Here is a 13,628-nt window from a genome sequence, read left to right as displayed (position 1 = left end):
TCTGGGTGGTTTGCCTTAGCCCGCGCAAGCAAGAAAGGCGTCAATATGGTAATATATTACCGAAACCTAGATAGATCTGCAAGGGTTACGAGGTAGTTGGAGCTACTGGAAGCGCAGTGCTTGTTGTATCGCTGCCGTTGGCAATAGACATCAGGGCCTTTAGGTATGCAACCCACGCGTCCGGCGTTGGCTCATTCAGAATGGTGTAGTTGTTATTTACATATGTTCTAGCTGAAGCCAAAGCGGTTGCGGCCCGCGTTTTCAATGGGATAACCACAACAGGTGGAACGTAATCTACTAACTGATTACTGGATTTATCCCACACCTGCTGCTTAAATCCCGTGAGCGCAGATGCCATACGCGCATCCCACGCATTAGTGACAACTGCATGCAGTGTATTACTGATTGTTGGAATGCGTGAAAATCCCCACATATCATAAAATGCCGCTGGAGTGCTTTCGTCACAATAGTAACGATCAGGATATTTTAAGGACTTGCTTGCTGTATCAACTGGAATGTTCAGATACCCAGTATTCGTTCCGTACTGAATGAGTGACATTTGAGCGGCTGTGAGTGCAATCATATCGCTAGCTACGGGTAGAGTAGAGATATCATTTATACTCTGACCGTTACTGTTAACACCATTCCAGATATCAAAGGCCGGGATAATAAGAAAACCTGATGTGCTGTCATATTTTCCATAATATTGATTTGGATACGCGGTTTTTACATCTGCATTTGTCATTTTCATAAGTCCTCAAAAATATCCACCAACCAGGATACGGATTGGGTAATCAACGTACCTCCCCTTTTCGCCTGTATCTGCCCCGTCATAAGCGGGTGGATAATCTTGGACCGAAAAAATACCAAAACTTGCTTCTGGACCATCGATATAGACAAAACGTGGGTAGTATGTGCCGGACCCCACAACAGAAGCAGTAATAAATACAGGGTCGGAAGCAAAAGCCTGTGGCCATGTTACTCTTGTCATATAACTAACAGTAGCATTGATAACCTGAAATCGCAGATTAGCATCCACGAATGGCGCATCAGTTAGTTTCATATATCGAGCATCTGCGTCACTAGCTGGCAACGCCTGTTTTTGTGTCCAGTCAGTTACTGATGGAATGAGGAGATTTTCAGAGAATGTGACTGGCCCGGAAACGGTCTGCTGAGATGTAGATGCAAGCACGAGCGCCTGCTCCATAGTTGCGGCATCTGTAGCATTTACGCCATCGGCTAATCCAGTAATGCGATTGCCGCCCATAGACAGGTTGCCTGAGATAGGTACAGATCCATCGCGCAGAGGCGCCTGATTAAGAGTGCACTGAATATCTTCCAGGGGATCGTTGTGTTGCTCTATTAAGATAGTCTGACCAACCTCAGCCAGATAAACAGGAGGTAATTTATAAGTACCGTTGGTATCGTAAGGCATTATTGCGCCCCATTAATATTTGATTGGGTGATTGCGGCAGAAACAAGCGCTTGAGCGATCTTATTGGACAGATCTCGGCGCTTCTGAATTTCTGGATTTCTGGATAGTGTGGCTGCAACCCTTGCCTGCGGGTCGGCAGATGGACGCTTGCCGCCTGTACCCATGGTGTAAATTCCTTATTTTAAGATGCTGTGTAGAAAGGGATGTACTGTGCCAGTTCTGGCCACATGCCTTCGGGTTCATTGGGGAGTTCAATTTTGTAGGGCATACGGTACCGGCTTTTTGCCAGCGCGGCTGACCCAACCGCTCCCCATAGTTGGCTACATCAACCCACTGGTGGCAGACGCCCTACGCGACCCAACCAGCGGCATCAACACAACGCAGTTACGTGCAGAGCCTAACGCTGGCGCATCTGGGGCCGTGGTTATGAAGGCCGATGCGGATGCGGTGATTGCGAAACTGCATGGGGTTATCGGAGTAGCACTCGAAAAACTTCGAGAAGGAAACGTAATGTGGGCGAAATATGCCCTTATCAAAGCCCTGAAATGAACAGACGCATGAACGAGAAACTGAAGCCGTGCCCGTTTTGTCATTATGACGATGCGCAAGTGACGGATGGTGATGAAACGGGCTTAGAGTTTGCGTGGTGCCCAAAGTGCAATGCTCAAGGGTCATCTTGTGAAACGCAAGATGAAGCCATCACCGCATGGAACACCCGCGCAGGAGAGAAGGCGTGATTAGGTCATTGTTATCAGATCTTCTGCTTTTCAATTTATTGCCACCACGCATAGGGGGCGGCCTAGAAAGCACTGATCTTATTTATTACTGGCATCAGAATGGCGGCGGGTGGACTGAATATAATTATCAGAATGCAGATGATTTTCTCGGAGATGAAGACACTAGCGGTTGGATTTACAAAGGCCCCGTCCTCACCCCCACGCAGATAAACGAAATGCTGGCGGCGGAACGGGAGCGCATCTGTCTCATTATAGAAAGAAGTCTTAATGCATCTTGTGGCTTATTACCGGCCGCAGGGAAAACACTACTGAAGGCCGCAGCCGAAGATATTACCGATGCAATCCGCAATCTAGGAGCCGCGCCATGAGGACGATAGAGGAACAGGCTATAGATATGGCTGTTTGTATTGAGGGTTTTGAAAAACCAAGCGAATTGCTGGTTAAGTTAATGAGAAAGGAACTGAACGAAGCCGAGCGGCGCGGATACGAACGCGCACGGGCAGAATGTGCGGCTGATACGCGGCGGTTGGAGTGGTTGGAGAGGCAGTCGAGAGCAACAATGACCGATAGGAAAAGTTCACGGGTATTATTCCATTCTCCTGCAATAGGCCCTTGGGGTGATCTCCGATCCGCCATTGATGCAGCTATGGAGGGGGGGGAAATGACCGAAAAACAGCCAGACCGTGAGCCAGATGGTCAGTTTGATACCTTCGAAACATGGGTAAATAAAGCAATGTCATGGATTGGCAATACAAACCCGGCTTGCTTTGATGCAAAGGGCCGCAGGTGCCGTATCGGTGGCGATTTCATGCGCGCCCGTGATGAAGGCACGTTCCCAGTTTACTACTGGTTTGGAGCTGGTGACGAAACCCCAGCACAGCAGCGCAAGAGCCAACGGCTTGCGGCAAAAAAGAAAGCATGGGCATGACTGACGCACGCATTGAGGCGGCTGCAAAGGCAATTGCCGAATATGTATATGAGCGCAACGGAAAGCCCCTGAAATGGGAAAACATGGGAGATAACCGTCAAGAAGTCGCTCGGTGCTATGCGCGAGTTGCCCTTGAAGCAGCAGACGCAGTGGCTTGGAACACCGACATAAAGAAAGCGCGCGGATTCCGCCAGACAATCGTTGTCCATTTGAAGAATGGCAATACCACGCTTGCTAACAATGAGTTTCCTCAAGGCGAGGATGGTTGGGTTGATATGATGGGCGGTAACATTGCAGAGGCCGATATTGAGGCATGGATGCTGATTCCTCGGTTTCCTGCTCCACGCAATGAGGTGAAGTCATGAACGCCATAACCCCCGACCACTACAAAACAAAAAGCGGCCTGCAAGTATGGGATGTAACCCGTTACATGTCCGGCAACATGGCGCAGGCATTCCAGTATGTTTACCGCTCCGGGCATAAGGGGGGCGAGATTGAATATCTTCGGAAGGCCGTGGCTTTCTTAGAGGATTGGTATCTCCATAAAGATTGCCCAGCTATGGCAAATGTATATCAGGACCGTTCTCAACACGAAAAATATCTACAAGCTCTCTTATGGGAGACAGAAAAATGGAAGACTTCAGTCCTTCAAGACATATGGGGCATGGATTATTTTGCGAATCATATTGATGAGGTGAACGCGCGAAAGCATGCCTATCCCCAGATGATGGAGAAGCTAAAGGCCCGCATCACAGCACTAGAAGGAGGCGGGAATGGGTCAGACGCTGCCTGATCTTATGACCATCAAAGATGTGCTGACGCGCCTTATAATGGCAGAATAGGTCGCACGCGCCTTCTGGAGCATCTTCGGAAGCACCCAGAGTATAATGGTGGTCCTACGCATAGACGATGGGGAAAGAAGTTTGTTTTCTCCCCGGATGATTACCAAAGACTTATCGAGAGTATGGAATATCCCTCAAGCTCGTCACGTTCTCCCACGCGAAAAACTTTTTTATCAGGGGGACGATCGGGGGTAAGCGAATACTGGAAAGTACGGGCACAACAAACCGCCGCCTTGCAGAAGAATACCGGACAAAAAGAGAAGCAGAGTTCTGGCAGGAAAAGCTCTATGGAACCCGCGCTGTCATAACCTTTGCCGATGCAGCCACGGCCTACATGAAGGATGCACCACGCTCCGCAGCAACGGGGCGTTATGTAGATAGGCTCGTAGAATACTTTGGCGACACCAAACTTTCCAGCATCAATAACGCCTCACTCCGAGGGGCATATGCCAAAATATTGAAGGATGCAGAGAAAGCAGCCCCATCCACAAAGAAGCGAGCGGTCAGAACCCCATTGCAGGCGATTCTAGAGTTTGGAGCAATACAAGGCTGGTGTGATCGACCAGCTTTTGCACCAATCTCCGTACCAACCACCATTAAGCGTTTTCTGTTGCCCGAGCAGGCAACGGCACTTGTCCAGCATGCCGCGCCTCACTTGCAGCCTTTATTTGTTTTTCTGCTGGGAACTGGATGCCGTCTATCAGAGGCGCTGGATCTCCAATGGAAGGATATTAACCTGCACGGCGCGCGTGCCGTTGTCTGGCAAAAGCAAGGTCGCCAGCGGCATGTTGATTTATGCCCTGCCGTAATCCGCTGGCTATCATCCATAGAGTTGCGCGACGGCTATGTCTTCAGGCCTGAGAAGAAAACCGCGCATGGCATCATCACAGGAGAACGCTACCACGATTCCGGACGCCAGTACGGAGGCCAGATTAAAAATGGATGGGCAGGCGCTTGCCACCGCGCCGGATTACCAGGACGAATTCGAGAGTGGGTTCCAAAAGGGCAAAAGAAGGCAAAGCAGGCTTTCGTGCCGGAGTTTACACCTCATGATCTACGCCACACATGGGCATCGTGGCATTACTGCGTGCACAAGGATCTTCTGTTACTGAAATCAGATGGAGACTGGAGCGGCATCAATACTGTGACAGTGTATGCCAAACTCATGCCGCCAGTGTATCGGGAGGATATTATTAAGTGGTGGAGTTCAGGCCCGCGCATTGTCCCGAAAACCTAAAAAGCAGTAACCAGCCCATAACCAACAACCATGAAATAAGGCGCGGAAAAACGGTTTACCGTGTACCGATTTGTATCGGAGACATTCGCCGCAGCTCTTAAAAATCGGCAGAAAGCTGCCGGTTAGGGATGGTGGGCGCAACAGGGATTGAACCTGTGACCCCTACCATGTCAAGGTAGTGCTCTACCGCTGAGCTATGCGCCCATCCGTAACCGTGGGCCGCCTTTTATCCTTCTTGCGTGGCAAACGCAACCCCTTAGAATACCAGCAACATGAAAAATCTTGCCCATTCCCTGCTGCCTCGCCATTTGGCACGTTTGCTGGAAAACACATCAGAGGCAGACTTGCCAGATCAGGCAAGCCGGGCCATTGCGCCTGCTCCGTTTGAGGTGCTGGGGGCTGTGGGTGCGCCTATTGTACTGGCATCTCCGCATTCTGGGCAATTTTACCCAGAAGTCTTTGTGCAAAACTCCCGCCAGCCTCTTTCCGTTTTACGCAGTGGGGAGGATAGCCATATTCACCTTTTGGCAGAGCAGGCACATGCCTTAGGGCCAGCATTGCTACATGCCACCTTCCCCCGCGTGTTTTGTGATGTAAACCGTGGTGCGTGGGATCTGGATACACGCATGTTTCAGGGCCCCATTCCTGCTTTTGTACGTCCCACAGAACGTGGCCTCGCTGGGCTGGGCTCCATTCCGCGTATTGTAGGCAACAGAAAGCCCATTTACTGGCATCGCCTACCTTTTATGGAAGCCGCCCTACGCATCCGCCATTACTGGATGCCTTACCATGCCATGCTGGCCGATATGCTGGATAAAACACGTAAGATGCACGGCTTCTGCCTGCTGCTGGACTTACACTCCATGCCCGATGTGCCAGAAGCGGCAAGCCCAGACTTTGTGCTGGGCAATGCTCACGGCACCACATGCCACCCAGATATTATCAGCACAGCCGAACAGACCTTGCAGAGCCTGGGCTTCCGCACCACGCGCAACCAGCCTTATGCTGGCGGGTATATCACCCGCCATTACGGCAGACCGCAGCACAACCTGCATGCCCTGCAAATTGAAATGCGTAGAAGCCTCTATATGGATGAAGAAACCCATATCTGCCACGCAGGCTTTGCACCGCTATCTAACGCACTGGCGACACTTACAGAAAAGCTTCTGAAACTCTTTCCCGCTTCCCACGGTTTATAGAAAAGAAACATGCGTATTATCTAAAGGGGTGGATATTGAAAACGCGGCGTCACCACCACATCTGATAATCACATAAAAGCAAACAATGCATTACAGGACGTGAACATGACAGAAACAACCCAGAACACCACACCCAATGCCGAAACGCGGGAGTTTAGTGCAGAAGTTGGGCGGATGCTGGATCTGGTTGTCCACTCTCTCTATTCTGAAAGAGAAATTTTCCTGCGCGAACTCGTGGCCAACGCGGCAGACGCCACAGACCGCAGACGCTTTGAAGCCCTGACAGATGGCGCCCGCGCCCTGCCAGAAGATGCCAAAATTCATATCAACCCGGATAAAGACGCACGCCTGCTAACCATTACCGATGATGGTTCGGGCATGACCAAGGAAGAACTTATTAACAACCTTGGCACCATTGCACGCTCTGGCACCCGCGCCTTTGGCCAGCAGCTTGAAAATGCCAAACCGGAAGATCGCCCCAGCCTGATTGGCCAGTTTGGTGTAGGCTTTTACGCGGCCTTCATGGTGGCAGATAAAGTGGATGTTGTGTCCCGCCGGGCTGGATCAAATGAAGCATGGCGCTGGACTTCCGATGGGCGTGGATCTTACACACTAGAACCTGCCACGCGTGATAAACCGGGCACGGATATTACTCTGCACATCAAGTCTGATGCTGAAGAGTTTCTGGACCCTACCCGCCTGCAAACCATTATTCGCAAATGGTCGGACAACATTGCATGGCCTGTCACGATCCTGCATGACGGCAAGGAAGAAACAGCCAATGAAGGCAAGGCACTTTGGCTAAAACCCAAAAGTGAAATTACAGAAGAACAGCTTGAAGAATTCTACCGGCATCTAACCCACAACTTCGATAAACCGTGGGATACGCTGCACTGGCGCGCAGAAGGTACCATTGAATTTGCAGCCCTGCTGTTTATCCCTTCCATGCGGCCTTTTGAATTTGCGGAACAAACACGTGAAAGCAAGCTGCGCCTGCATGTGCGCCGCATGTTTATTACCGATGAAGCCGAAATCCTGCCGCCGTGGCTGCGCTTTGTGCAGGGCGTTGTAGATACGGAAGATCTGCCGCTTAACGTCTCGCGCGAAATGTTGCAGGCTACCCCCGTGCTGGCCCGTATTCGCAAGGCTGTTACAAGCAAGGTGATGGGTGAGTTGAAAACCCGCGCCAAGGATGCCGAAAGCTACGCTGCATTTTGGGAAAACTTTGGCCCGGTGCTGAAAGAAGGCATGTGGGATGACCCCGCGCACCGCACGGAGGTTGCCGCACTCAGCCGTTTCCGCTCCAGCGCTGTAGATGGTCTGACATCTCTGGATGACTATATCAGTCGTATGAAGCCGGAACAGGATGCCATTTACTACGTAACCGGTGATAGCGCAGAAGTGCTGGCGGCATCTCCGCAGATTGAAGGCTTCAAGGCACGCGGTGTGGAAGTGCTGCTGCTGTCTGACCCGGTTGATTCCTTCTGGCCAGAGCGTCTGGGCACGTATGAGGGCAAAGCCCTGCGCAACGTGGCTCAGGGCATGACTGATCTGGAAAAATTTGGTGCACCAGAAGAAACATCTGCCGAAAAGGCAGACATGGAAGCCCTGATTCCAGCCCTGAAAGAAGCACTGGGCGAAGATGTTTCAGACGTATGCGCAACAGACCGTCTGGTTTCCAGCGCAATGGTGTTGAGTGCTCCAGAAGGTGGGCCGGATCTGCAACTGCGCAAACTGCTGCAGCGTAGCGGACAGAACATGCCAGAAGCTGCACCTATTCTGGAACTTAACCCGGCACATCCTATCGTGCATACGCTGGCACAAAAGGTAAAAGCTGGTGAAAAAGTGGATGCCTTGGCCCATATTCTGCTGGATGTTGCCAGCATCCAGAATGGCGATACACCCAAGGATGTAAATGCTTTTTCTCGCCGCCTGATGGAATATCTGGCGCAGGGCGCACAGCCGGAAGCCCCCAAGGCCTAAAGTATCGCTTCACAAAATATTTATATGTTTCAAAAAGGCCCGGTTCTGCCGGGCCTTTCCTTTTTATAAAACAAGCTTTTCAAAAACTGTTTTACAAAAACATCCCAACAAGATCTGACCGATTACAGTAGAACAGAACTTTTCCCACTCTGGCGCATTCTAGTAGGCACAACCCGCTATTGCGTTTTTATTACAAAAAATAGCGGCACTTTTTGAATAAGACCTGTTGTATGGAAAATTTTGAAAGGGCCATCTAAATGTTCTCCACCAAAAAAACAATAATGGCGGCAAGCTGTATTCTGGGGCTAAGTGCCGCAGGTATGGCACACGCTCAGAACACGCCTTCCCCCCTTCCAGCAGGCACCACATTCCCGACCGCTCCTGCAGATGCCCTTCCGGTAACAGATCCAGCCCATCCGGCTTCTGCCCCTACTAATGGCGCGCAAGTTGTGGGGAATGTTTCTGGCACCTCTACCACAGCCACCCCCGGCATTTTGGGAGAGGGCGGCCTGCCATCAATAGAAAACGCAAGCACCGGCAATGTGGCTGGGCTGCTTTCTTATTGCGTGCATAAAAATTATGCCTCTGGCACAACACCACGCAGTGTGGCTCGCAATCTTTCCAAGCGCCCCGATGTGCGGAACGATCAGGGATATTCTTTAGGGGGGCAAGGATTGTTGCAAAACAGCACATCCAAACCCTTTGATATTGCCACGCTTGAGCTTTCCAAACGCGTAAAGCTGTGCAGCGATCTTACAAAAAAAGGCCAAAGCCTGACAGACTAATTATCCTTCATACATGGGCAGGCTATAACAGCCTGCCCTATTTTATAAATAGGCCCAGATTGTGCGGCTGGCGTTACTTTTTGCTTTCTGATTTTTTGACATCCTTCCAGATACCATCAAGCATTTCCACGCTTTGGTCAGACATGGAAAGTCCCTGTTCTGCTAAAACAGCTTCTACTCCTTCAAACCTGCGGGTGAATTTGTCACACGCCTGGCGCAAGCAGGCTTCTGGGTCCAGATTCAGCCGCCGTGCCAAACTGGCAATAGAAAACAGAACATCACCCAGCTCATCCTGCATGCGCTCACGGTTACCGGCCTCCAGTTCAACAGAAAACTCTTCAATCTCTTCATGAACCTTGGCCACCACGCCAGAAATATCTGGCCAGTCAAACCCCACACGTGCGGCCCGCGACGCCAGTTTGGAAGCACGCAATAATGCAGGCAATGCTGGCGGCACACCCGCCAAGGCACCCGGTATTGCTGCCCCTTTACCAGTTTGCCCGGCATTACGTTGCCGTTCCTGCTCCTTCAACGTCTCCCATTGGCTGGCAATATCCTGCTTTGGTTGCCGCGTATCCGCTACGGCATGGTCTTCCAGCACATCGGCACCAAACACCACATGGGGGTGGCGGCGGATCATCTTTTCCGTAATCATGCGGGTTACGGTTGCAAAATCAAACCGCCCTTCTTCCTGCGCAAGCTGGGCCTGATATACAACCTGTAGCAGCAGGTCTCCCAATTCATCGGGAAACGCATTCCAATCCTTTTTCTGAATGGCATCCAGCACTTCATACGCTTCTTCAATGGCGTAGGGCGCTATGGTTTCGTGCGTTTGCTCTCTGTCCCACGGGCAGCCTTCCTTGGGGTCTCGCAAACGGGCCATAAGGGCCAGCAGACGTTGCAGTTCGTACGCTGCCTGCTGGCTGTTGCCCTGTTGTACGCTTTTTATTGGTTGGCTGGATGCGGGGGAAGTGGTCATGCTTGTTTCTGCCTTTGGTTTGCATACATACACCGCTACCCGGTGCAAAAAGATATGATGGCATTTTGCCATAAACAGCCGCGCCGTCTATGCGGCAGCACCCAGAAAGCCTAATCTGCCGCCAGAACCAGAATGAGGTAAGGCATGACACAGAAACCCGTAGTCTTTATTGATGGTGAAGCTGGCACAACAGGGCTTGAAATTCGCGAACGCCTTGCCCCTTTGCCTGTTACGCTCCATTCCGTAGATCATGCACACCGCAAGGACCCTGCTGCCCGTAAGGAAGCCATGCAGGCGGCCGATCTGGTTGTGCTGTGCCTACCTGATGATGCCTCCCGCGAAGCTGTTGAAATGGCCGCAGAGCTAGGCGATGCTGCCCCTCGCATTCTGGATGCCAGCACGGCTTTCCGCACGGCACCCGGCTGGGTTTATGGCTTTCCCGAACTGGAAGCCGGACAGGCTGAAGCCATTGCCATTGCCCCCCGCGTAGCCAACCCCGGCTGTTACCCCACAGGCGCCATTGCCCTGTTGCGCCCGCTGGTAGATGCCGGTGTGATGGATGCGCGCTACCCGGTGTGTATTAACGCCATTAGCGGATACTCAGGCGGTGGCCGCAGCATGATAGAAGCGCATGAGCGCGATGGTGGCCCTGCATTTGAACTGTATGGCCTGAAGCTTGAGCACAAGCACGTGCCCGAAATCCATCAACACGCGGGCCTTAAGCGCAGACCGGTTTTTGTGCCTTCTGTTGGGCACTTTGCGCGCGGCATGATTGTGTCCATCCCACTGCATCTGGATGATCTGAACGGAAACGTGAGCGGGGAAGACCTGCACAACATTCTGGAAAAACGCTACGCAGGGCAAGACCATGTGCGTGTGCTGGCCGCAGAGCCAAAACTTTCTGCCGAAGCCCTTGCGGGAAGCGACAGAATGGAACTGCGCGTGCATGCCAATACCCAGAACCGGCAGGCACTGCTTACGGCCCGTTTGGATAATCTGGGCAAAGGAGCATCTGGTGCTGCGTTGCAGAACATCCGGCTGATGCTGGACCTAAACGCCGCCTAAACGACGCCCTGCCCACGCAAAATAGAAGAAAGGTTAAACACTATGAGCAACCGTGTTGCGCTTGTAACCGGCGGAAGCCGAGGCATTGGTGCCGCTATTGTTGAGGCACTGGCAAAAGATGGCTACGACATTGCCCTTTCTTACGCCAACAGCGCAGATGCAGCCGAAAAGGTTGCCCAGAAAGTGCGCGCACTGGGCCGCAAGGCCGTTACAATCAAAGCCAATGGCGCTACAATAGAAGGCAACAAGGCTGTTATTGCCAAAACCATTGCAGATTTTGGCCGGATTGATGCACTGGTGTGCAATGCGGGCATGTTTCCTTATGGCCCGATTAACGAAACCAGCGTTGAAGATATTGAAAAAGTTCTCAACCTGAATGTGCGCGCTGTTATGATTGAAACAGCAGAAGCCACAAAGCACATGCAAAAAGGCGGGCGCCTTATCTTTATCGGTTCTGCTTTTGGTGCGCGTGCGCCTTTCCCCGGCATTTCCCTTTACGCCACCACCAAAGCGGCACTACGCGGCTTTGCCAAAGGCGTTGCGCGTGATCTGGGGCCTAAAGGCATTACAGCCAATGTGGTGGAACCCGGCCCGATTGATACGGACATGAACCCGGCAGAAGGTGAAGTTGCAAAACTGATCAGCAGTTTTGTAGCAACCGGTGCTTACGGCACAGTGGCAGACATTGCCTCTACTGTTGCCTTCCTTGCCAGCCCACAGGCTGAATACATTACGGGTGCGGCCATTCCGGTAGATGGTGGTCTGGAAGCTTAAAGAGCTACCTATTTTCTCACGAGATTTTATTATGAGCCCCAACATCTTTTTACAGATGTTGGGGCTTTTTCTATTCCGTAGCCCCACGGAAGCAAAAACTATGCTGACAGCGCGACATATTCCTGTTGGTCGGCCTGCGCAACATAGGGGCCAGTTGCTCGGACTTCCAGGCTGAGAATACCCATTTTGCTTGTTACGATATTATGTAGTGGCAAAAAGGCATTGCCATCTGTCCATGCACAATCTTGCCAGCCCATATCATGCCACCCTTCTGGCTTGGATGGCGCCAGATGCTCCTGAACCTGCTGTGACACCCGAATAGAGCCAAAATGGATTTTGCCAACAGCAACACCCATTTGGCGACGGTCATCCACAAATGGTCCGATAATGTCACATGGGCGGCTGGAGCGAGATACCACGCGTACACCCTTCACACCCGCGGGAAGCATGAAGCTGTAAATGTTCTTTGATTTCTTGAATGGGTAAATAGTTGCCCCACTGTTTGTAATCAACTTGAGGTCTGGGTCTTCAATAAGAGTTTTTGGTGCTGTGCGATTCTTGATTCCAAGATCTTTTGCTCTTTCTTTAATTTTTTGAAAAATTGGTTCAACAAAATCACGCTGAACACCCAACGGTGCGGCGGCATCTTTCTGCCAGTTTTTCTGTTTTCCACCAATTTTGATAACTTTGCCAACCTGCCGGAAGTTACGACGGTTTCCTGTATCCAGATAACTTTCAGTCAGCATGCCATCTGCCATAATGACTGAATGTTTTTCCGCTTCAATATGGTAGTAATCATAAGATGTTATGGTGGTATCATAATAAATGGAACGACCATTTACCAACATACGTGCGGGAACAAACTTTCCTTCTACAAATAGACAGTGTTCGGGTGTTATCAACATATCCTTAAAAGGTACGTTTTCTGAAATAGCATTTTTTAAAATACGCACAGGAAATCTGGCCTGATCTTCCGGCAAATTGGCATTGACAACAACATGCGCTGTTCCTGCCCATACAACTTCTTTTTGTTCTTCTTTATCATCAATAAAAACGGAAACCATTTCACCAGGAGCAATATCCTGCACCGGCATATATCCATTTTTTGTTTTTATTAAAGAATCTTTTAAAAAACATGAAAATGTATCGCTGTACTTTCCATCTGTTGAAATATTTGTAACCAAGTCTTTACCAAGGAAAGTGGTATTGAGATTTAACGGATTAGAAACCGTTGCTGTGTCCGGAATCACAACGTAGAGGTTCTGGTTTGCATAACCCATGTCTCCTTTAAGATCTGTGCTAATAATTGTTTCTTTCTTTGCTGAATCATATGTTGCATATAGATCTGATGTCGAAATAGAAAGATCTAATGTGAAAGGATGATCATCTGGATTGCTGATTTCATAATAATACGAATCTGAAAGATTGGAAGAATCAGGACCAGAAAGAGATACATCCTGATTAGGTGAGGTAATTTCTATAGTTTTTAGATCTGACATTTGAGAGTCACCATATAATTTTATGAAAACATGCCAAAACGTAAGAGCTTTTGAAGTGCGTCCGTGAATGCAAAAATTACATACCTGATTTGATTATTTATTTTTGATAAGCATTAATGAACAAAATAAATACACTCCATGTAATATAAATTATTTTATTTAAAT

17 protein-coding genes and 1 tRNA gene are annotated in these 13,628 nt (G+C 50.3%); 12 read left to right on the top strand and 6 right to left on the bottom strand.

Going from position 1 to position 13,628, the window contains the following annotated elements; translation table 11 throughout:
• Window positions 1–85: 85 nt before the first annotated feature.
• The 3 genes from EOV40_RS01750 to EOV40_RS14935 are packed head-to-tail and all read right to left on the bottom strand — an operon-like array spanning window position 86 to window position 1,599.
• Window positions 86–745 carry a hypothetical protein gene (locus EOV40_RS01750; protein ID WP_128104875.1) on the bottom strand — a complete coding sequence of 220 codons (660 nt, stop codon included), beginning with the start codon at window positions 743–745 and terminating at the stop codon, window positions 86–88.
• 12 nt (window positions 746–757) lie between these two features.
• Window positions 758–1,435, bottom strand: a complete 678-nt coding sequence (locus tag EOV40_RS01745; protein WP_128104874.1) for a hypothetical protein — start codon at window positions 1,433–1,435, stop codon at window positions 758–760.
• On the bottom strand, window positions 1,435–1,599 hold the full coding sequence (locus tag EOV40_RS14935) for a hypothetical protein (protein WP_167506840.1): 165 nt from the start codon (window positions 1,597–1,599) through the stop codon (window positions 1,435–1,437). Before EOV40_RS14935 ends, EOV40_RS01745 begins: the two co-directional genes overlap by 1 nt.
• 118 nt (window positions 1,600–1,717) lie before the next feature.
• Here EOV40_RS14935 and EOV40_RS01740 point away from each other — a divergent pair, with 118 nt between their 5' ends.
• From EOV40_RS01740 to EOV40_RS01710, 7 genes are all read left to right on the top strand, one after another.
• The gene (locus EOV40_RS01740) at window positions 1,718–1,984 is read left to right on the top strand and encodes a hypothetical protein (protein ID WP_128104873.1); all 267 of its coding nucleotides are present in this window, start codon (window positions 1,718–1,720) and stop codon (window positions 1,982–1,984) included.
• Between the two features lie 8 nt (window positions 1,985–1,992).
• Window positions 1,993–2,172 carry a Lar family restriction alleviation protein gene (locus EOV40_RS01735; protein ID WP_167506839.1) on the top strand — a complete coding sequence of 60 codons (180 nt, stop codon included), beginning with the start codon at window positions 1,993–1,995 and terminating at the stop codon, window positions 2,170–2,172.
• Entirely contained in the window at window positions 2,169–2,540 is a 372-nt protein-coding gene (locus EOV40_RS01730; RefSeq protein ID WP_128104871.1) for a hypothetical protein, read from the top strand. The genes EOV40_RS01735 and EOV40_RS01730 overlap by 4 nt, the downstream gene beginning before the upstream one ends.
• Window positions 2,537–3,100, top strand: a complete 564-nt coding sequence (locus tag EOV40_RS15100; protein WP_208729238.1) for a hypothetical protein — start codon at window positions 2,537–2,539, stop codon at window positions 3,098–3,100. Before EOV40_RS01730 ends, EOV40_RS15100 begins: the two co-directional genes overlap by 4 nt.
• Window positions 3,097–3,465 carry a hypothetical protein gene (locus tag EOV40_RS01720; protein ID WP_128104870.1) on the top strand — a complete coding sequence of 123 codons (369 nt, stop codon included), beginning with the start codon at window positions 3,097–3,099 and terminating at the stop codon, window positions 3,463–3,465. The genes EOV40_RS15100 and EOV40_RS01720 overlap by 4 nt, the downstream gene beginning before the upstream one ends.
• A complete protein-coding gene (locus EOV40_RS01715; protein WP_128104869.1) occupies window positions 3,462–3,893 on the top strand; it encodes a DUF3310 domain-containing protein in 432 nt (143 codons plus the stop codon). The genes EOV40_RS01720 and EOV40_RS01715 overlap by 4 nt, the downstream gene beginning before the upstream one ends.
• 383 nt (window positions 3,894–4,276) lie before the next feature.
• Window positions 4,277–5,179, top strand: a complete 903-nt coding sequence (locus EOV40_RS01710; protein ID WP_244296971.1) for a site-specific integrase — start codon at window positions 4,277–4,279, stop codon at window positions 5,177–5,179.
• A gap of 129 nt (window positions 5,180–5,308) precedes the next feature.
• Here the strand turns inward: EOV40_RS01710 and EOV40_RS01705 are convergent.
• Window positions 5,309–5,383 (bottom strand) — tRNA-Val (locus EOV40_RS01705).
• Between the two features lie 68 nt (window positions 5,384–5,451).
• Here EOV40_RS01705 and EOV40_RS01700 point away from each other — a divergent pair.
• The 3 genes from EOV40_RS01700 to EOV40_RS01690 all read left to right on the top strand — a co-directional run bounded on the left by EOV40_RS01700 (window position 5,452) and on the right by EOV40_RS01690 (window position 9,146).
• Window positions 5,452–6,378 (top strand): N-formylglutamate amidohydrolase, encoded by a 927-nt coding sequence (locus EOV40_RS01700; protein WP_128104867.1) that lies wholly within the window; start codon window positions 5,452–5,454, stop codon window positions 6,376–6,378.
• Window positions 6,379–6,483: 105 nt separating this feature from the next.
• Window positions 6,484–8,361 carry a molecular chaperone HtpG gene (gene htpG, locus EOV40_RS01695; RefSeq protein WP_128104866.1) on the top strand — a complete coding sequence of 626 codons (1,878 nt, stop codon included), beginning with the start codon at window positions 6,484–6,486 and terminating at the stop codon, window positions 8,359–8,361.
• 257 nt (window positions 8,362–8,618) lie between these two features.
• Window positions 8,619–9,146: a DUF2501 domain-containing protein gene (locus EOV40_RS01690; RefSeq protein ID WP_128104865.1), complete on the top strand. Its 528-nt coding sequence runs from the start codon at window positions 8,619–8,621 to the stop codon at window positions 9,144–9,146.
• 73 nt (window positions 9,147–9,219) lie between these two features.
• On the opposite strand, the gene mazG is transcribed toward EOV40_RS01690, so the two are convergent.
• Complete coding sequence (gene mazG / locus EOV40_RS01685) at window positions 9,220–10,197, bottom strand: nucleoside triphosphate pyrophosphohydrolase (protein ID WP_128104864.1); 978 nt, start codon at window positions 10,195–10,197, stop codon at window positions 9,220–9,222.
• A gap of 72 nt (window positions 10,198–10,269) precedes the next feature.
• On the opposite strand from mazG, the gene argC reads away from it, so the two are divergent.
• Entirely contained in the window at window positions 10,270–11,190 is a 921-nt protein-coding gene (argC, locus tag EOV40_RS01680; protein ID WP_087651707.1) for an N-acetyl-gamma-glutamyl-phosphate reductase, read from the top strand.
• A gap of 42 nt (window positions 11,191–11,232) precedes the next feature.
• A complete protein-coding gene (locus tag EOV40_RS01675) occupies window positions 11,233–11,964 on the top strand; it encodes an SDR family NAD(P)-dependent oxidoreductase (RefSeq protein WP_128104863.1) in 732 nt (243 codons plus the stop codon).
• A 98-nt stretch (window positions 11,965–12,062) separates the two neighbouring features.
• Here EOV40_RS01675 and EOV40_RS01670 read toward each other — a convergent pair whose 3' ends face one another.
• The gene (locus EOV40_RS01670; RefSeq protein ID WP_128104862.1) at window positions 12,063–13,487 is read right to left on the bottom strand and encodes a Hint domain-containing protein; all 1,425 of its coding nucleotides are present in this window, start codon (window positions 13,485–13,487) and stop codon (window positions 12,063–12,065) included.
• Window positions 13,488–13,628 lie beyond the last annotated feature (141 nt).

This window comes from Acetobacter oryzoeni, from assembly GCF_004014775.2.
Lineage (GTDB): Bacteria > Pseudomonadota > Alphaproteobacteria > Acetobacterales > Acetobacteraceae > Acetobacter > Acetobacter oryzoeni.
This window is presented reverse-complemented; position numbering and strand designations above follow the sequence as displayed.